The following is a 19522-nucleotide window of genomic DNA, read 5'->3' as shown; positions in this document are numbered from 1 at the left end:
CCCGCAGAAAACTGCGGGCAATACCACCAAATCACAAAATATTAATATAGTTTCATATATTCTTAGGTAAATATATAGAAAAAAAACAATTAAAATACACATTCAATAAAAAATATTTACATTCAGTAGCAACATCGCAAATCAATTCAACAAACCATGAAAATTTACTAATTGAAAAACCGAATAGTCATGAGGCTTTCCGCTTCACAGATTTTTGAATAAAACACTTTAAAAAAGTTTAATTTTTTTAAAGAAAATATGAGCTACCGACTTGTTTCAGGGAGTTTTATAAAAATAAATCACCATTTTAAATGAATAAAATGGTGACTATTTATATTTTTCGGCTTTTTAGCTTAAAAAAATACGAATTATCTTCTTACACGTTTCGGTTTTTTCGCTTCTTCTTTGGCTTTAGCTTTTTCTACTGCTTCCTGAGCTTTGTTATAGAGTGTATTGTCGGCTTCGTATTTCACTTCCTCATAATTCGGTGTATCCACGAGGATATCCCGCCATTTCAAAATCCGGTCTTTGGTATTCCAGTTGAAATCCGGAAACTTCCGCCTTTCGGGTTCTATCATACTCATAGGATAGGTATCTGATGCCGCTCCGATATTACAGGCAACAACATACAACATCTTTTCCTCAAAAACAGCATCAATAATACCGCATGAAGTGAGAGAAATCCCGATTCTTTCTTTTTCCTTTGTCTGCTCGTTTTCATCATCGGAATAGGTAATTGCCTGAGCATTTCCGATTACTTTTGCTTCTTTGATGTTGTTATCTTCTCCATAATAAACTGTCATCAGTTTCCCTTTTACCTGATTGAATTCGTCTTTCATATTCAGAGAATCGACTTTACTGATGGCAAAAGCATTTCCGATAACTTTTAAGGAATCTATATTTTCTTTTTGGGTATTAAAATACGCTTCAACTTTATCTCCGGTCACCTGCTTTCCGTTGCTCCAAAGGATTGGATTAGTGTACATGTGAAGAACTCCATCTGTTTCATTAAAAGCGATGGAATCTGCTCTTCCCTGCGCATTAGATTTATAAAAACGTCCTTTTTTGTATGCTCTCAGAAAACTTTTCTTCACCTTGATGTCTTCTGGATCCGGTTTTTGAAAAGAAATAATTTTTTCTGCCGCAAAATACATCGAATCTTTTTCAAGAGCTTTTACTGCATAAGGATTTTTGGTCATCATGGCAGAATCTTTCTTTTCGTAAATTTCTCCGTAACCTCCTTTTATGAATCTTCTTTCGTTCGGATCATCCAGCGTTACATTCCCTGTCGCTTTTCCAAAACCGGACAACTGGTTGTAATACATTTCATCTCCGGTAAGAATTTTATCGTTGTAATATACTCTGGAGTTTTTGTATAAGAAAGCTTCTTTCGTATTTGTATTGTAATTTCCTTTATCGGTAACGATTCGGTTTTTAGGATTTTTCTTGTTGATGATCGTTGTCGGTCCGTTGATGTTTACAATGTTTGTATTCTGGTTCTGAACTACATTATCTCCTTCCAGAATATATTGGGCATCTTCTATTTTCACTCTTCCCGAAAGATCAATCGTTCTGGTTGTCAGAAAATAGGTTGCTGTTTTGGAATACGTTGTACTTTTTCCGTCGTTAATGGTTCCTCCGGTGTTGTAATACGCCTGATTGGAGAGTCTGTCGTAATACATGGTTTCCGTTTTTATCACCGTCCCTTTCGGGTCGGTAAGAACTACATTTTTCCGGGCAATCCCTTTTTGTGTATTTCCGTCGTACTCCATTTCATCGGCTGTAATTACCGAACCATCGGCGTTTTGCAGTTTTACATTTCCGATGGCTTTGATGAAATTCTGTTCTTCATACACAATCACAAGATCCGCATTCAGCAAAGAACCCTGATGCGAAAACTGTACATTCCCCACGAAATAATTATTTCCGTCGTATTTATCATCCTTTCTTAATTCATCAGAATGGATGTGCTTCACCTTTTCAGCAGGCGGAGCATTTTTTTGAGGGGTCGTATTGGTAAAATAAGGATCTTTTTGCAGAGTTTTCGGCTGGTTCTGTGCAAATAAAAACGTTGAAACAGAGACTAGGAATAAAGCAAATAGTCTCGTGAATTGATTAATCATTCTTTGTGCCATAAAAATACAGCGAATGGGAATCAATTTTTACGCCAAATGCCTGTTCAATTGCTTCTTTAATCCCTTGAATTCTCGGATCACAAAACTCGATGATCTCTTCAATCTCCTTATCTGAATCTTTTTTATACACGACTAAATGATCGTGCTGTTTATCAAAATAAGATTTTTCGTAAGAGGAAGAAGTGAGTGTTTTTTCTCCGAACTGATGTTTACGGATAAGTCCTGCATCAAGGAAAATTTCAATTGTATTGTAGATTGTTGCTTTGGAAACGTGGTATTTTTTCTGCAACATTAAAAGGTACAGATCATCCACATTGAAGTGATGATCCATACCGTATATTTCCTCAAGTATTGTATATCTTTCAGGCGTGTTTCTGAAACCTTTTTCCAATAAATAGTTTCTTAAAACATCCTTTATCAGCGCAATATTTTTTTCTTTTTGTATCGTATCCATCAAAAAATTTATCTACAAATTTATTGATTTTTATTTAAATACAAATTGTCCTGCTGTGTTAAAGAATTTAACCTTTGTGGCGGATAAATTCGCACTGCTCGATTTTGGATTTTCCGACGCAGTCTTCCGTCATAGGCGCAGATTCTACCACAACGTTGTGCGAAGTGATTCCCCATGCTTTAAAGTCGTCGCTTCCGATATATTTAACGAAATTATAAATATTAAGAATGATTTTTTCTTTAACCGTAAGAAGAATATCGTTGATATAGGTATTGTCTATAATCACATACTTCAGATCCGGCGGAATATTATGCGCTCTTAATGAAGGATGGCTGCTTCTTGAAGGAATTGTTCCGTCTGCCATCAGATCTCTGAGAACCGTATCGAAATAATCGTTAATTCTTCGGTCTATCTTAAATCCTAACATGAAGTTAATTTTATAGATCGTTCCCGGAAGAACTTCATCTACCGCATATTTAAAAGTATATGGATCTTCCTGATTGGTAATGCTTAGGATAAAATAATGATCGGCTCTTTTCGGCTGTTTTTTGATGATTGAATAAATAATTTTCGATTCGATCTCATCGTTTCTCTTCGCACGGCTTAGATAAGCTAAGTTAGTCGCATATTTAGGAATCGTTTCATCAAGCTTCATATCTTTTATGATAGGAATATAATTCGCCAGCTTAATGAACTTGATAAATTTGGTCTTGATTAACCTACCATTGTACCATGCATACATACAAACTCCGATAGATCCGGCCAATACCACTGTAATCCATCCTCCTTCCATGAATTTGATTACGTTTGCACTGAAGAAACCTAATTCGATTGCCATATAAACAAACGCAAAAACAAGGATTAACGCTTTATTTACTCTATGTTTTAATAACCAATAAACTAAAAGAACCGTGGTCATTAACATGGTTACCGTAATGGATAAACCGTAAGCTGCTTCCATTTTTCCTGATTCTTTGAAGTGAAGAACCACCACAATACAGAATAGTAAAAGCCCCCAGTTAATTCTCGGGATGTACATTTGTCCTTTTACTCCGGAAGGATAATCAATTTTCTGGTTAGGCCATAAATTTAATGACATTGCCTCTGAGAAAATGGTAAATGATCCTGTAATTAAAGCCTGACTGGCAATAATTGCCGCCGCTGTAGCCAGAATAACTCCGGGAACCACCATCCATTCTTCCATGATTCCGAAGAAAGGATTTATTACCGAAAAGCCGGGTTTACCGTAATTGGTTAAAAGCCACGCTCCCTGTCCCAAATAATTTAAGATCAGCATGATTTTTACAAATGCCCAGCTTACACGGATATTTTTGGCACCGCAGTGTCCTAAGTCGGAATAAAGTGCTTCCGCTCCGGTTGTACAAAGGAAAACCGCTCCTAAAATTACAATTGCGCTCGGAGAGTTGGCAATAAGTTTATAAGCATAATAAGGATTGAAAGATCTTAAAATCTCAAGATTTTCGCTCAAATGGGATAATCCCAAACCTCCCAAAACGAGGAACCAAATTACCATTACGGGTCCGAAGAATTTCCCGATAAAGCTCGTACCAAACTGCTGAACCACGAAGATCATAATAAGAATCGCTATGGTGATCGGAACAACCGGTGTATCCGGATTATAAATTTCAAGACCTTCAATTGCAGACATTACCGTAAGCGAAGGTGTGATTACTCCGTCTGCAATAAGCGCGGCCGCTCCTACGATAGCAATAAGATAGAGCCAGCCTTTTTTAAGATTTTTAACCAGAGAAAACAATGCTAAAATTCCCCCTTCTCCTTTGTTGTCTGCTCTAAGAGCAATGATCACATATTTAATTGTTGTCTGAAGTGTAAGTGTCCAGATAATACAGGACAACGCCCCTTCGATATACTCATTGAAAGGCATCGTACTTCCTTCTCCTCTTGCGTTAACAATCGCTTTCATAACGTAAAGCGGGGAAGTACCGATATCTCCGAATACAATTCCGAGTGACACTAAAATTCCAATGAAAGAAAGCTTTTTGATGTCAAAATGATGACCGCCTTCTGTAACTTCTGCCATACCAGCTAATTTAATTTTTAAACGCGCAAATTTAAGCCAAATTTACATCCCCATGAATTTTTCTTCATGAATATAATAAATGAAAAAACTTCCTTTCGGAAGTTTTTTTCTATAATCGTGTAATTACTTAACGTACATTGCTTTTTTGATCTCTTCTTTTACTTTTTCAAGTTTCGGGAACCACTCTGCAAATAAAGCTGCGGAGTAAGGAGCAGGAGCATCAGGAGTTGTAATTCTCTTAATCGGAGCATCCAGATAATCGAATGCTTTCTGCTGTACCATATAGGTGATTTCAGACGCAACAGAACCAAATGGCCACGCTTCTTCCAAAACAACCAGTCTGTTTGTCTTTTTAACGGATGCCAAAACAGTATCATAATCCAACGGACGAACTGTTCTAAGATCAATAACTTCTACAGAAATACCTTCTTTAGCCAAATCTTCAGCAGCTTGAATAGCCAGTTTCATGATTTTTCCGAAAGAAACCAGCGTTACATCAGAACCTTCTCTTTTGATATCTGCTTTCCCGATTGGTAAGTAATATTCTTCTTCAGGAATTTCCATTTTGTCTCCGTACATCTGTTCAGATTCCATGAAAATTACCGGATCATTATCCTGAATCGCTGTTTTTAATAATCCTTTCGCATCGTAAGGATTTGAAGGAACGACCACTTTTAATCCCGGACAGTTGGCATACCAGCTTTCGAAAGCCTGAGAGTGCGTTGCTCCCAACTGACCTGCAGAAGCTGTAGGACCACGGAAAACGATCGGGCAGTTCCACTGTCCTCCACTCATCTGGCGGATTTTTGCAGCGTTATTGATAATCTGATCAATCCCCACCAAAGAGAAGTTGAACGTCATAAATTCTACGATCGGTCTGTTACCATTCATTGCAGCTCCCACAGAAATCCCTGCGAAACCAAGCTCAGCAATTGGTGTATCGATTACTCTTTTAGCACCAAATTCATCCAGCATTCCTTTTGAAGCCTTATATGCACCGTTATATTCTGCAACTTCCTCCCCCATTAAATAGATGGATTCGTCTTTACGCATTTCCTCGCTCATTGCCTGTGCAATTACCTCACGAAAAGTATATTCTGCCATATTTATTTGAAAAATTTAGAGTACAAAAGTAGTGTTTTTTTATTATTTACATAACAAAAACGACATTTCATTTAATGAAATGCCGCTTATTAATTTTTATTTAATTCCGGTTAATTAACTTTCTGCCAAGTCTGTGATCTTCCGATGAAAGATAAACCAATATATCCTCTCACATTCAGGTTATCGCCGCTTCTTGTGATCGTACACTTGTATGTTTTTCCTGTTTTAGGATCTGTAATCGTACCTCCTGTAAATTCATCCCCATCCTTTTTTAGGTTTCTGATGATTTCCATTCCTAAAATAGGCTTGTTTTTTCTGTCATCCTTACATTCTGTACAGTTTGGAGTTGCAGGTTTTATCAGTAACTGGGAAATCTTCCCGAAATACTGATCTCCTTTTTTATAGATCTCAACAATAGATTTAGCCTGTTTTGTTTCGTCATCTATGGTTTTCCATTTTCCTTCAATTTGCGCAAAAGACATTACTCCGAATAATGAAAGCGCGAAGGTTAACAATAATTTTCTCATATTTCTTATAGTTTTAATTTCAATAAAATAATTTCGTTGTCTATTATTGCTAAAAATATAAATTAATTTTAAAACAACAAAAAATTTTATTATCCTTCACATAGATTACAAGATATATACCAAAAAATCAGGACAAAAAGTGGTAAAATGCAATATCCAGCACAACATTCAGTAATGAGAATCAATTCATTATGATTTAATTCATTTTTCTGTTTATCACCCGATCCATATAATCCTGATACCAGGCTTTGGCGATTTGTTTTCCTTTTTGCGCCTCCGGATCAGATCTCAACTGATCCATCAGATTTTTTTCCAATCCTAAATCAGACTGATCAAAGATCCCTACAATCTCTTTTCCATCAAAACGGTAGATGTAATTCCCGATGATAAACTGCTCCACCGTTCCATCCGAATTGGCAATAATGGGCGAATACTGTCTTTCGCTCACCAGACTTCTTCCCCAGCTTCTGATTTTTTTATGATAACCTATTAAATCCGCAAGCGTAGGATAAATATCAATCTGCTGTGCCAGTTCAGGATTTATACCTTTTAAATTGTACGCAGGATTTGGGGAATAAAAGATTAAAGGCACTGCGAAACGATTCATTGTTTTATCGTATTCGGGATAATAAATTTCGTTGGTATGATCTCCCGTAAAAACAAAGATGGTATTATTGAACCAGGGCTGTTTTTTAGCCGTTTCGAAATACTTTCTGATCGCATAATCCGTATATTGAATTGGTTCATGCATCTCAATTTTTCCTTTTTTAAATTTTCCGTTGTATTTCTCAGGGATTTTAAACGGATGATGTGAAGATGCCGTGAATACGGTTGCCATGAAAGGCTGTTTTTTTCCTACATTTTTTGCAAAATACTGTAAAAAAGGTTCATCCCAGATTGCCCAGATTCCATCGAAATCATTATCATTATTATATTCGGTCTTTCCAAAATAATGTTTGAAGCCCAAGATGTTTCCAAAGCCTAAAAATCCCATGGAACCATTCGGAGCGCCGTGATAGAAAGAAGTATCATATCCCATTTCGTTGCAGACAGAAACAATGGACTGGATTTTCTGGTTGGAATACGGCGAACTTGTAAAAGCGTCGGTTAAACTCGGAATTCCGGCAAGAACGGAACTCATCCCGTGAATCGACTGTCTTCCGTTGGCAAAAGTGTTCGGAAAAATAAGACTCTGTCCCGCCAAACTGTCGATAAAGGGAGTGTAAGAAACGTAATCTTTGATATTTTTGTCTTTATTGAATGCTCCTGAATATTCTCTTCCGAAGGATTCAACAATAAAAATAACAATATTTGGTTTTTCTGTAACTTCTCTGTTATATTCTTTATAAGGATGAATGTTCTGATCGATAAATTTTTCATCTACAAAATGAACTTCCTTAAAATTATTCGTATTTAAAGTTCGGAAAAAGGAAAATGTACTGTTCAAAACGACATTTCCCTGCGCCGGAATTTTCACGAAACGATTGGCATCCACCAGATTGATGGGTCTTGTGCTGTGCTTGAAGTCTCCGCGAATTCCACCGACAGCCAAAACAGCCGTTATGCAAAGCGTTATCACAGACCACACAAAATACGGAACCAGTCTTTTAGGCTTGTTTTCCTGAATTGTTACTTTTTTATAAAGAAAAATCCAAAGGATCATCAAACCTATAAATCCGATCAGAACAAAAGGATTCTGAGCAACAGAAGTTGTAAAAACCTTAAAAATATTGCTTTCGTGCTGCGCAACCTGTAATGCGGCAGAAGTAAGTCTCATCTGCGAAAATCTGAAATACACCATATCTCCGAAATTCATCGCATAGGCAATTCCGTTAGTGATAAAATACAGCCAGAAAAGGAATGTCTGGTAACTTTTTTTAGTGTTGATGATGACAGGAATGATGCTCAGAAGAATAAAAAGGGCATTTACATATAAAATCGCCGTTGTATCGAACGCAATCCCATGAAAAGACAGACTGAAATAATCTGAAACAGAATCGATTTTTATTAAGTCTTTATTAAAGTACCAGAATAAAAATCTTGCGATCTGATAGAAAAAATAGGCTAAAAAAATTCTGTACAAAAGCACCAGAACTTCCTGTTTTCTAAATTCTTTAAACAATTTCATGCTGCAAATTTACATTAAATTCGAATTAATTTAACAATATCTCCCTGTAACGGCTTATCAATCCACAATAATTGATGCGCCGTTTAATTAACGCTTTGTTACTTTAATTTATTAATTTTGTGCCTATGAATTTTATTAAAAATAATCTCGCCAATGCCATTACCTTAGGAAATCTGCTTTCCGGATGTATCGGCGCCATTCATCTTATTTCAGGAGATTATGAGACGACTGCGGTTTGCATCGTACTTTCTCTGATTCTGGATTTCTTTGATGGTTTTACAGCAAGAGCGTTAAAAGCAAATTCCAATCTGGGAACCCAACTGGATTCTTTGGCAGATATGGTGAGCTTCGGACTGGTTCCGGGACTGACGATGTTTAAAATGCTTGAACCGTTTGGAACGAATCTTTTTGGGATGACCTTACCGTTTGAGATTCAATATTTCGGATTGCTGATTACATTGTTTTCCTGTTTAAGACTGGCAATTTTTAATCTGGATGAAGATCAGAAATATTATTTTAAGGGATTGAATACGCCGAGTAATACGATTTTGATTTTTGGACTGTTTTACGCTTTCAAAGAAAATCAGAGTTTTGAATTTCTCCTGAATAATGAATTTGCATTGATTATTTTAACCATAATTTCTTCCTGGCTTTTGATCTCACCGATAAAAATGATCGCGATGAAATTCAAATCGATGAAACTGCAGGATAATTATCCTAAAATTGCGTTATTGGTTGGTTCTGTTATTATTTTAATCATATTTAGATCTGTCGGAATTCCGATGGTGATTCTTTATTATATTTTAATCTCAATTATATTTCAAAAACAACTAAAATAAATTTATGTGTTGAGTAATGGACGTTTAAATCCATTTTCAAATTACCACATTCTCAAATTTTCAAATTATAAAAAATGAATTTAAAACTACATAAACCGCTCTGCATTTTTGATCTGGAAACCACAGGAACCAACATCGGGAAAGACCGTATTGTTGAAATCTGTATTTTAAAAGTAAATCCGGATGCGTCGAGAGAAAGCAAAACATGGAGGGTAAATCCAGAAATGCCGATCCCGAAAGAATGCAGCGAAATCCACGGTATTTATGATGAAGACGTAAAAGATGCGCCAACCTTTAAAGAAATTGCTCCGAAAGTGATGGAAATGATTACGGGTGCGGATCTGGGAGGTTTCAATTCCAACAGATTCGATGTTCCATTGTTAGCGGAAGAGCTGCTTCGTGCCGAGTTTGATTTTGATTTGAATAAATTCAAACTGGTTGATGCACAGACCATTTTCTTTAAAAAAGAACCCCGAAATTTAGGCGCTGCCTATCAGTTTTATTGCGGAAAAACACTGGAAAACGCCCATTCTGCGGAAGCCGATGTTATGGCAACTTTCGAAGTACTTGATGCACAGGTCGGAAAATACGATGATGTACCGAACGAAATCGCAGAATTAAGCAGTTTTTCGTCTCAGAATAAATTTGCAGATCTTGCCGGAATGATTCACTTCAACGAAAACGGACAGGAGATTTTTGCTTTCGGAAAATATAAGGGACAAACGGTAAAATCTGTTTTCCAGAAAGATCTGGGCTATTACGGATGGCTTCAGAACGCTGATTTCCCATTGTATACCAAAAAGGTTTTCACGAAAATCCAATTATCAAGCAAGTTTTAAATGATGAGTGAGCCGGTTGAAAAGATGCTTTAATAAGCGATTGATTATGATAGTTCTATTCCTAAAGAAGTAGTTTTGGAAGATAAAACGGAACTTGAACAGATCAGATAATACAACAGCTCGAAGAGGAAGATAAGCAAACCATTTTTCCGGCTCGTGGAAAAAATGCTTACCCATAAAAAGTGGCTGTACCGTCTGTCTGCCTGTAATAGCTCAGCCTTATATTTCCTAAGTGGTCTTTGTAGTGGTAAATATATTGATTATTTTCAAAAATTATTTATCACTAAATCTGATACATAAGGCATGATCTTCAATCGTTTGGATATGTTTTTTTTGCTAAAATTAACAAGAGTAGGGAATGCCTACTCTTGTTTTTGTTATTTTATTTTTAATGTTAATTGAAATTCAATGAGTTAATTATTTAAAAATTGTCATCACTAAATTTGATACATGACCCATTACCGAGACATTACCAGCTTCAGTACTAGTTAAAATCATCGGGAATAAAATTTTTCAATCCAATAGTCTCAATCTTATCATTCTGCCAAAAATGTTCAATCCTCATAAGGTCGTCTAAGTCTTTCCATAATATCATTCTTCCTAAAATGGTCATATTATATGTAGCAATATTAATTCTTATTTTTTCGATTTCCAAATGATAACTTTCTGTATTTGAATTAAGTACATGGTCAAAATCAGATAATAGCTTACAACAATATAAAATCTCATCTTGCTTTAGTGAAAAAGTTTTAAATAAAATAGGTCTTAGCCTGTTTATTAAGGATTTCTCCTTTGGTATAAAAGCAAAATTATTTAAATCCGTTTGAGGCAAATTAAAACTATTCATTAAATATTTAATTACGATGGAAGGAGTTATAATATTTTTAAAATAACCTTGAAGTTCATCCCATGAAGTCCATCTGCTTCGGTCGAGTGAAAGATTGATCAATCGGAGATAAGCATATAAAAACAATAATTGATTATACTTTATTTTGATACTTTTCATATCTTCTTACATTTTTATTTTAAAACCCCAACCAATTCCATCTTACAAATTTTGGAGCTAAATTTGATATATTTAATGGAGGTCCACCAGTTACAATGCGCCCAGCATTTCCTATACCTCCCATATAGCCTGGAGCCGGTGGTCCTACTTGACTTTTTGGTATGGAAAATTCAATATATGAACCAGTACCAGATTGCCCTAAATCAACCTTAGTTGCCTTTAAAAAAGGAGAGACTTCCACATCTACCCCATATGGTAATCCTCTTGCGGCATCTATAGAACCACTTCTTTTTATCCCTTTAAGACCTTTTAATGATGTATGGTGCCTTACTCTAATAAAATCTTCTGCAAGATTTTCTTCTAAAGGTAATTCTTTTAGGGCTAATCTAGGTTTTCTAAAAATCACCGCCGCCATTAAACTAGCCGCAAAGAAAGTTTCCTGATCATCCTGACTAAAATTATTTTCTACAAAGTCACCCGCAATATCAAAAAATCCAAAGAAGTCTCCAAGACCACCAATCATTTTAGCTCTTCCTGGTTGTCGGACAGATGCCTGAAACTGCTGATCTCTAAACCAGTTACTTGCAACAGATGCCAACTTTGTTCTGGTAAATATAACCTCCTGTATTTCATTTTTACCATTTCTTAATATACCGTCACTGGCAGTAGTCATATAAATATTTCCCGCAGCATCGGCAGAACCTCCCCATGCCTTATATGATCCAAAATATGACCAAAAGTTACCTTCCATTCCTACATCATTCCACGTACTTAAAGCATCAGTTAAACCTTTAAAATTTCCCCCTTGCTTTAGATAACTTATTACAGAAGAAATATCATTTCCAGTGAAGTTCCATCCGTCAGAAGTCGGTTTAATATCTCTTCCATCAGGTTTATCACTATTGCTGATTTTAATTTTATATTAATCAATATTTCCTAAGAAATTTCTTTCTTTTTTAATTAATTTAAAAATGTCTTCTGATGTTAACATATAGAATACTTTATTTTGACCTTGGTAAAACATATTGTACTTTAGCACCATAAACTACGCCAGGAACAAGCCATTCGGTTCACTTAACCATTTTACAAACCATTACCTTTCGTGACATATCTTTTCATTTTATATTTGAAATCCTCAAAATTAGAATCCCAAAAAAATGGTGGATTATAAGTATATAAAATCGCTAATTCATCCATAAAAAATCTTACGCGTTCGCCACAATTATCTTCATAACCATCATCTTCATAATTGTAAACAAAATGATTTGCAAATTCCCTGAAGTCCAAGGATGTTAAAAGATATTTATCCTTATATAAATTGATAGACTCAAATATTGAAATAATAAAATCTCTATATTCATCCAAGGTCATCTTGGAAATATTTCCTGGTCTTAGTTCAATTTTTAATTTTTCCTGAATTTGTTTTATAATTAAGTCTCTTTCTTTCATATGATTTATTTTACAGGTTGCCAAGCTGGGGCAGTAGTTTGGATTAATGCCCTAAATGTCCCCACATTTATAGGAATTGCAGGGTATATTTGTCCATAATTTGGAATCTCAGGATTAAATACAGGCATTCCTGTCAAGTCATAAGATATTAAAGAATTTGCTGGTACTTAAACAGTATTCCTTTGCCTCTTGTAAAATCAGGCACTTTTTAATCAATCAATTGAATTCATACTTGTAAATTCGCTTTCATCAATTTCACGTTCTAAGTATCCAACAACTGCATTCCAATTTTCACTCAGAAAAAAGATTCCGTAATATTTTTTCCCTAATACACTTACAAACCTCAGTTTACTATTAGAATAATTTTCTAAATTTAGTATTAGAGTACCTATTTCTTGTGATAAATTATCATTACCATTTCTGGTAGCGCTATATTGCCTAATTTTATATACTCCTATTAAGTTATCTCTATCAAAGTTATCACTATTGCTGATTTTAATTTTATATTGATCAATATTTCCTAAGAAATTTCTTTCTTTTTTAATTAATTTAAAAATGTCTTCTGATCTTAACATATGGAATACTTTATTTTGACTGCCTTGTTCAGTTAAATTCTGGCTCTCCAATCATTGTAGGCACAAATATATCTCCAGCTGTAAGACTTGCTGTGGAAAACAGACCCGTTCCGACGGCAGCTCAGGATGATTCAGCGGCAACTCCTTCCGGAATTAAAGCAATATGCCATTGAAGTGATCCCTAAATGATCTTTATTATTTTCAAAAGTATAAATTTTAAATCAATAAAATATCGGGTTTTTCCTATTTTTTATTGAAAATAATTCTTTAAGATTTGTTGTTTCGTTTTTCTATTAGAGAACGAAACTAAATTATAGAACAAACTCCACCGCAATTCTGCTTTGGGGTTTTTGTTATTGTTCACGGATTATAAATCCGCGAGATCAGGAGCTTGCAGAAAAGTCTCAGGTAAATAACAAAAGCCTTTCCCGTTACGAACTGGGAAGCAGTATTCCGCCTGCCGATGCGCTTAAAAATATTGCCGATACTTTAGGAGTTTCAAGTGATGCATTACTGAACGATGAAACAGTTGCTATTAAAGATAAGGAACTTCTTAAAAAATTTGAAGCCATACAGGAGATGAGCGAAGAAGACAAAGCTCTGGTAACAAGATTTCTCGATCTTACCATAAGAGATTTTAATGCAAGAAAAGCCTATAAGTAGTCATTCCTTAAAAAGCCAGTTTCTCACTTTGAAAATTATACTTGCATAAAAATATTCGGAGAATAAGTTCAAGCCAAAGAATAATTTGGTTTTTAATTTGGTTTAATCTCATCTTTAAATTATATCCAATCCCGGCTAATAAGGCATTATTAATATCTCCAGCTACTCCTTTAAGGAAGTTTAATCCTAAGGAGTGGTTTCTTTTTAAATGTGAGATACAAGGTTCTATTGCTGCTCTTGCCCGGAATCTTAATCTGGCTACTTGTTGCCCATATTTTGTTTTCTCTTTTTTTGTGGGAAGCAAAATTACTGTTCCTTCTACTTCTTTTACTCCCCTAAATCCTCGGTCTGTGGCTGCTTTCGTAGGGCTTGTTCCCCCAATTGATTTTCTTACCCGCTCACTTTGTGCCAATGATTCTTCCAAGGTTTTGCTGTCGTGAGGATTGCCGGAAAATCTTTTTACGGAACTGATGATGCCTGTTTTCCGACCCCGTACTACCGCCACTTTTGTCCCAAACTCGTAATTCTTTCCCGATTTTCCTTTCGCAATACAGGCAACCTGTGGTTCGTGAAGACTGTAAATTTTATCTTTCGTGTTGCGTTCTTGAGTGAGTACTTTGAGGTAAATTTTAAAAACTTCTTCGTAGTCTTTTAAAACGCTTACCGGGAGCTTCCTTTCCAATTCCCGAAGCACCCTTTTGCCAATCGTTCTGAGCTTTTTTCTTGCCATCCTAGCATCCTTTTGTCTTTTGGGATGGTGCCCGAAATAGGCAGTCCGAAGCAATTGTTTGCTTACTCTTTTGTAGCTTTGTCTTTGTACAACACCTTCTTCTTGGGCTATTTTACAGCAATTATCAATCACCTTTTTTGCCAGTTTGGCATCCGTAGGAAAAGTAATATTCTTTTCCCCAACGGTGGTGTCTATCTGAACTTCATCTTCTCTTTTGGCTTTCGGATGAAGGGAAACACTTTGTCCCAAAAGGAATTCCAAACCTTTCTCCCCAATTCTCTTTCTAAAATGTACAAAATTGCTGGGGTCAAATGGCTGTTCGGTCTGAAAAAAGGTTTCTCCGGTGAAATATTGCCAGTAAGCATTCTCAATCCATCGTTCTACAACCGTCTCATCGCTTTCTTTAAACATCTCCTTCAACAAAAGCATTCCTGCTATTTTGCGAATCGCAATAGAAGGTCTTCCTCCCTCTGAAAATAAATTTTCAAACTCTGACTCCATTTTATCCCAAGAAATCTCATGTGCTAATTTTACCAACGGATGCTCCATATTAATGAGCTCGGTAAGTCTGGTCTTGAATAAATCTTGCTGTAAATCCTGTTTTATTTTTCCTAACATTTTGCCACTTTTTATACCCTAAAAATAAGATTTATTGCAATTTTTCACCATCCTTTTAACCATATTTTTAATGCATTATAATGAAAATCAAAACATTATCACAATTTTAAGGAATGAATAAGTAAGTTTTGCTTTATTATAAAACACAAAACCCACCGCTTTGCGGTGGGTTCTTTATTGTTGCTCACGGATTACAAATCCACGAGAGCGGGTTCACTTAACCATTTTACAAACCATTACCTTTAGTCATATCTTTTCTTATTTTATTTTTAAAATCTTCAAAGTTGGAATTAAAAAAATATGGAGGAGGTGTAGAAAAACAGAATATTAGCTCGTCCATAAAAAATGCCACCCTTTCCCAACAATTATCTTCATATTCATCATAATTATATTTATGATGAATAAGCTTACTAAATTCTACAAAATCTTTTTTACTTAAATGATATCTGTCTTTGTATAAATTTATATATTCAAACGTTGAAATTAAGAAATCACCATATTGATCCAGAGTCAACTGATATAGATTTTTCGGATCAAATTTAATATACAATTCTTCTAAGATTTTTCTTACAATAACATCTCTTTCTTCCATATCTAATTATTTTACAGGTTGCCAAGCCGGTGCAGTACTTTGAATCAATGCTCTAAATGTCCCTACGTTCATAGGAATTGCAGGGCGTATTTGTCCATAATTTGGAATCTCAGGATTCGGAACTGGTATTCCTATCAAGCCATGGGATATTAAAGAACTTGCAGGTATTTTAAAAAGTGTTCCTTTTCCTTTTGTAAAGTCAGGTACATTGGGAGGTATACTATTACCAAAACCTACGGAAACGGATAAGCCATTTTCAAAAAATGTGGTTATCATGGTTTTGTTATCCTACTTTATACTTCTCGTTGTTATTTCATCAACAATCCATTCATCAGGTGTAAATTCACTAAGAAATGGATAGAAGCACAATGCTGTTACACTGTCTTTATTCCACATACTGACAAAAGCTAAATTTTCATTGATCACAACTTTTTTTATTAAAAAATGAAAACTCTTTTTTCTTTCTGGAACTATTAAAACTTCTAAATCCTTATTATTATATATTACCTCTTTATCTGTAAGATATTTATCTGGATCGATAATAAGTATTTTATTATTCGTTGAATATTTTTTAAGCTTATAATAAACATTATTATTGGTGAAAAATTGTTTTGAAAAATTTTCTTTATTAGATTGTTTACTTTGTGAAAAACAAAAAGTACTAATAAATAATATTAAATATATAAGACGATAAACTGTTTTCATATTTTATTTAAATATATTTGATAATGTTTTTTGATTTTTTTTAACGTAAAATTTTAAATAATCTGATATATTATTTCCATAATTACCACTATCTATTCCCCATCTAGGCTTTTCTTTTGTATCGGGACCGAAGTTTAAAATATACATTCTCGCTTCAAAAGCTTTTCCATGTTCTGAAACTCCATCTATAGGGTTGCAGATTGAAAGAATTTGTCCCAATTGGATTCCTGTGCCGCTTTTAGGGGTAGGTGAACTTCCTCCACCATCATATCATTTAATTATTTTCTTTGGGAAAAAATATTTTAAATCTGTATCATTAATAATTGGATTACATTCTTTTGATATATTATTATTTATTTTTGATATATTAATCAAAATATCGTCTATATTTTCATTTATCATATTCCCATTAATATCAGTTTCCATTGTATTACAATAATTTTTAATTTCCTGTATTTTGATGCCGGAAGTATATATATCATCTTTAGGTGGTAGTAAAGGCATATAATAATACTTCATCAAATACTCGTAGTTAAAATCCTTATCTAATATAATCATTGAGGGGGTAAACATATATTTATCATGAGAACCTGTATGTAAACTAATTTTGTAGATATTCTTTTTAACACTATAAATTATCTGTTCAAAATTAACCATGATTCCTTTACTATATTTTTTAGAAAAGAAAATGATATTCGCTATTCTATTGGTTCCTAATCCTTTTTTTAAATCAAAATCTTTTTTATCTAATATATAATAAATAGTACAATTATTATTCTCACGTATCTTGATAAGATTTTTCTTCTCTGTTTTTGAATTAACTGAAAATTCTGTTCCATCAATATCTGCCATTTTCATCTGAGAAAAAGTAGTGATTCCAATAATTGAAAACAATAATAATGTTATTTTATTTAAGTGTTTTAACTCCATATTTTGTCATTATAATATTAAAATTTGTTTGAATAACTGAACCGTCTCTATACCATACCCAGCCATTTTTATATTCGCCTTTAGAAGTTTGATTATAATTAATAAAATTATTAAAAGGAATTATGCCCTTTTCTTTAACAACATAATTGCTTGAGTAATCTCTATTCATAAAAATATCTCTGGACTTTACAAGAGAAGAAATGTTTGAACCTAATAAATCATCATATCTCGCACTCCAACAAGCACCCAAAACTAAATTTTTGCCATTCTTAACATAGTTTGCAATACCAATAAAACTATCAATACTACCTAGCTTATCTGCTGATAATTTACTTTTGTCAGAGTTATATTGCTGAAGATCACTACCTAAAATCTGATCATGATCAGTGTGGAAGCCTGTATCACCTACTACTTTATATCCATTTCTTCCACTAGAACTTGAGTCAGGAATAAGTTCTCCATTCTCATTAAAGACATAGCGCTCACTTACTAGACCATGTGCATTAATATAAATATTATCAGCTTGGGTATTTCCTAAATATGTAGTTAATTTTTTTAGTGCATCTGCAAGGCTAGATGCATCAATAATATGCCATCCGTTGGCTTCAAAATCGCTATTCACAAAATTTCCAAGGTTGCCTGCATCTCCTCTCAGGAAGTTAATGATAATGTTTATAGCTGTAGTTCCAGTAGTGCCACTTCCTCCACCACCACCATAAGCACCATTGGCTCCTTTGTAGAAAATAAGCATATCTTTTCCTAAGAACTCATTATATGATGCATAAGATCCATTTCCTCCCCTTAAATAAAAATCAGCAAGTCCTCCTCGTGGTACGTTATCTTCAACCGGTTCGGGAGCAAAAGCTTTTCTTCCGTCCGGATCAATAAACATCACAGGATTATTCAGTGCATAATTATACGGATTTACCCTTGTCGTTGTTTCAGCTAAAGGATCAATAACGCCCCATCTTGCGATGTCGCTCATGTACATTCTTGCTCCAAAATCGCTCCAGCCTGTTTCCTTCTGCAGCTCTTTTCCGCTGTATTGGTAGTTGTAAGAAGGGTTTCCTGCAGTCTGGTTATATCCTTCATGCTTCATCCCAAAAGGGTAGAAGTTGTTTTCTTCAAGAACTTCTGCGCTGCCATTGAAGTGATCCCTAAATGGTCTTTATCATTTTCAAAAGTATAAATTTTAAATCATAAAATATTGTGCTTTCTCTATTTTTATTGAAAATAATTCTTTAAGATTTGTTGTTCCGTTTTTCTATTAGAGAACGAAACTAAATTATAGAACAAACCCCACCGCAATTTTGCTGTGGGGTTTTTATTATTGCTCACGGATTACAAATCCGCGAGATCAGGAGCTTGCAGAAAAGTCTCAGGTAAATAACAAAAGCCTTTCCCGTTACGAACTGGGAAGCAGTATTCCGCCTGCCGATGCGCTTAAAAATATTGCCGATGCTTTAGGAGTTTCAAGTGATGCGTTACTGAACGATGAAACAGTTGCTATTAAAGATAAGGAACTTCTGAAAAAATTTGAAGCTATACAGGAGATGAGCGAAGAAGACAAAGCTCTGGTAATAAGATTTCTCGATCTTACCATAAGAGATTTTAATGCAAGAAAAGCCTATAAGTAAGTTTTGCTTTACTATAAAACACAAAACCCACCGCATTGCGGTGGGTTCTTTATTATTGCTCACGGATTATAAATCCGCGAGATCGGGTTTGGCATTTATTGGTACATCTAATATTAATTCATAATTTTTATTTAATTTCATATATTTTATTACCACAAACATTATTACAATTATCATAATATTTTTCTTTCATATCACTACTCCAAATAAAGTCTCCATTGATAGTTATATCAAAGGCTGAAGCTCTTGTATTAGCAATAATCATGGGGCTTAATATGAGTTTGTAGCTTTTATTTAATTTAATTTTTTTCCACGATTTTAATGATTGATCACATTTTTTTTCACTCGCAAAAATGCCAGCTAATTTAGTATTCTTAAAATGATAAACTATCATATTGCTTTTCTCTTCAATTTTAAAAATTTTTGCGTCTATAACAACAAATCTATGGTCAAAATAGGCTGTTTCATTTTTCACAGTACATTGAATGCCAATAGCACTAAATAAAATTAAAAATAAATATTTCATAAT

At 34.4% G+C, this 19522-nt stretch carries 22 protein-coding genes; 4 read left to right on the top strand and 18 right to left on the bottom strand.

The features are described 5' to 3' along the window. Positions 1-368: 368 nt before the first annotated feature. The 6 genes from WFH39_RS18120 to WFH39_RS18095 all read right to left on the bottom strand — a co-directional run bounded on the left by WFH39_RS18120 (position 369) and on the right by WFH39_RS18095 (position 8410). Positions 369-2123 carry an OstA-like protein gene (locus WFH39_RS18120; RefSeq protein WP_336690911.1) on the bottom strand — a complete coding sequence of 585 codons (1755 nt, stop codon included), beginning with the start codon at positions 2121-2123 and terminating at the stop codon, positions 369-371. Then, positions 2116-2589 carry a Fur family transcriptional regulator gene (locus WFH39_RS18115; RefSeq protein WP_076396095.1) on the bottom strand — a complete coding sequence of 158 codons (474 nt, stop codon included), beginning with the start codon at positions 2587-2589 and terminating at the stop codon, positions 2116-2118. The genes WFH39_RS18120 and WFH39_RS18115 overlap by 8 nt, the downstream gene beginning before the upstream one ends. Before the next feature lie 67 nt (positions 2590-2656). Continuing rightward, positions 2657-4651, bottom strand: a complete 1995-nt coding sequence (locus WFH39_RS18110) for a KUP/HAK/KT family potassium transporter (protein ID WP_336690910.1) — start codon at positions 4649-4651, stop codon at positions 2657-2659. 123 nt (positions 4652-4774) lie between these two features. Then, on the bottom strand, positions 4775-5755 hold the full coding sequence (locus WFH39_RS18105; protein WP_076396100.1) for a pyruvate dehydrogenase complex E1 component subunit beta: 981 nt from the start codon (positions 5753-5755) through the stop codon (positions 4775-4777). A gap of 110 nt (positions 5756-5865) precedes the next feature. Further along, positions 5866-6282 (bottom strand): DUF2147 domain-containing protein, encoded by a 417-nt coding sequence (locus tag WFH39_RS18100; protein ID WP_336690909.1) that lies wholly within the window; start codon positions 6280-6282, stop codon positions 5866-5868. Positions 6283-6478: 196 nt separating this feature from the next. After that, positions 6479-8410: an LTA synthase family protein gene (locus WFH39_RS18095; protein WP_336690908.1), complete on the bottom strand. Its 1932-nt coding sequence runs from the start codon at positions 8408-8410 to the stop codon at positions 6479-6481. A gap of 125 nt (positions 8411-8535) precedes the next feature. On the opposite strand from WFH39_RS18095, the gene WFH39_RS18090 reads away from it, so the two are divergent. Together WFH39_RS18090 and WFH39_RS18085 are read left to right on the top strand one after the other, a co-directional pair. Next, positions 8536-9249: a CDP-alcohol phosphatidyltransferase family protein gene (locus WFH39_RS18090; protein ID WP_336690907.1), complete on the top strand. Its 714-nt coding sequence runs from the start codon at positions 8536-8538 to the stop codon at positions 9247-9249. Positions 9250-9323: 74 nt separating this feature from the next. After that, entirely contained in the window at positions 9324-10088 is a 765-nt protein-coding gene (locus tag WFH39_RS18085) for a 3'-5' exonuclease (protein ID WP_336690906.1), read from the top strand. A gap of 484 nt (positions 10089-10572) precedes the next feature. On the opposite strand, the gene WFH39_RS18080 is transcribed toward WFH39_RS18085, so the two are convergent. From WFH39_RS18080 to WFH39_RS18065, 4 genes are all read right to left on the bottom strand, one after another. Beyond that, positions 10573-11094 (bottom strand): hypothetical protein, encoded by a 522-nt coding sequence (locus WFH39_RS18080; protein ID WP_336690905.1) that lies wholly within the window; start codon positions 11092-11094, stop codon positions 10573-10575. 19 nt (positions 11095-11113) lie between these two features. Further along, entirely contained in the window at positions 11114-11845 is a 732-nt protein-coding gene (locus WFH39_RS18075; RefSeq protein WP_336690904.1) for a hypothetical protein, read from the bottom strand. Between the two features lie 332 nt (positions 11846-12177). Beyond that, positions 12178-12543 (bottom strand): hypothetical protein, encoded by a 366-nt coding sequence (locus WFH39_RS18070; protein ID WP_336690903.1) that lies wholly within the window; start codon positions 12541-12543, stop codon positions 12178-12180. A 212-nt stretch (positions 12544-12755) separates the two neighbouring features. Continuing rightward, positions 12756-13118 (bottom strand): enoyl-CoA hydratase, encoded by a 363-nt coding sequence (locus tag WFH39_RS18065; protein WP_336690902.1) that lies wholly within the window; start codon positions 13116-13118, stop codon positions 12756-12758. Positions 13119-13451: 333 nt separating this feature from the next. Here WFH39_RS18065 and WFH39_RS21260 point away from each other — a divergent pair, with 333 nt between their 5' ends. After that, positions 13452-13781, top strand: a complete 330-nt coding sequence (locus tag WFH39_RS21260; RefSeq protein ID WP_442891770.1) for a helix-turn-helix domain-containing protein — start codon at positions 13452-13454, stop codon at positions 13779-13781. A gap of 7 nt (positions 13782-13788) precedes the next feature. Here the strand turns inward: WFH39_RS21260 and WFH39_RS18055 are convergent, their stop codons facing one another. The 7 genes from WFH39_RS18055 to WFH39_RS18025 all read right to left on the bottom strand — a co-directional run bounded on the left by WFH39_RS18055 (position 13789) and on the right by WFH39_RS18025 (position 18455). After that, the gene (locus WFH39_RS18055) at positions 13789-15129 is read right to left on the bottom strand and encodes an IS5 family transposase (protein WP_336690900.1); all 1341 of its coding nucleotides are present in this window, start codon (positions 15127-15129) and stop codon (positions 13789-13791) included. Between the two features lie 226 nt (positions 15130-15355). Continuing rightward, entirely contained in the window at positions 15356-15721 is a 366-nt protein-coding gene (locus WFH39_RS18050; protein ID WP_336690899.1) for a hypothetical protein, read from the bottom strand. Between the two features lie 6 nt (positions 15722-15727). After that, positions 15728-15997: a hypothetical protein gene (locus WFH39_RS18045; protein ID WP_336690898.1), complete on the bottom strand. Its 270-nt coding sequence runs from the start codon at positions 15995-15997 to the stop codon at positions 15728-15730. 12 nt (positions 15998-16009) lie between these two features. Then, positions 16010-16426 (bottom strand): hypothetical protein, encoded by a 417-nt coding sequence (locus WFH39_RS18040; protein ID WP_336690897.1) that lies wholly within the window; start codon positions 16424-16426, stop codon positions 16010-16012. Positions 16427-16429: 3 nt separating this feature from the next. Then, complete coding sequence (locus WFH39_RS18035; RefSeq protein ID WP_336690896.1) at positions 16430-16645, bottom strand: hypothetical protein; 216 nt, start codon at positions 16643-16645, stop codon at positions 16430-16432. Positions 16646-16696: 51 nt separating this feature from the next. Beyond that, positions 16697-17356 carry a hypothetical protein gene (locus tag WFH39_RS18030; RefSeq protein WP_336690895.1) on the bottom strand — a complete coding sequence of 220 codons (660 nt, stop codon included), beginning with the start codon at positions 17354-17356 and terminating at the stop codon, positions 16697-16699. Continuing rightward, complete coding sequence (locus tag WFH39_RS18025; protein ID WP_336690894.1) at positions 17334-18455, bottom strand: RHS repeat-associated core domain-containing protein; 1122 nt, start codon at positions 18453-18455, stop codon at positions 17334-17336. Before WFH39_RS18025 ends, WFH39_RS18030 begins: the two co-directional genes overlap by 23 nt. A 211-nt stretch (positions 18456-18666) precedes the next feature. On the opposite strand from WFH39_RS18025, the gene WFH39_RS18020 reads away from it, so the two are divergent. Beyond that, positions 18667-18993 (top strand): helix-turn-helix domain-containing protein, encoded by a 327-nt coding sequence (locus WFH39_RS18020; protein WP_336690893.1) that lies wholly within the window; start codon positions 18667-18669, stop codon positions 18991-18993. A gap of 127 nt (positions 18994-19120) precedes the next feature. On the opposite strand, the gene WFH39_RS18015 is transcribed toward WFH39_RS18020, so the two are convergent. Continuing rightward, positions 19121-19519 carry a hypothetical protein gene (locus WFH39_RS18015; protein ID WP_214590034.1) on the bottom strand — a complete coding sequence of 133 codons (399 nt, stop codon included), beginning with the start codon at positions 19517-19519 and terminating at the stop codon, positions 19121-19123. Positions 19520-19522 lie beyond the last annotated feature (3 nt).

The organism is Chryseobacterium sp. MMO-72, assembly GCF_037146035.1.
GTDB classification, from domain to species: domain Bacteria; phylum Bacteroidota; class Bacteroidia; order Flavobacteriales; family Weeksellaceae; genus Chryseobacterium; species Chryseobacterium indicum.
Note: the sequence above shows the minus strand (reverse complement) of the source record. Positions and strands in the feature narration are given on the sequence as shown.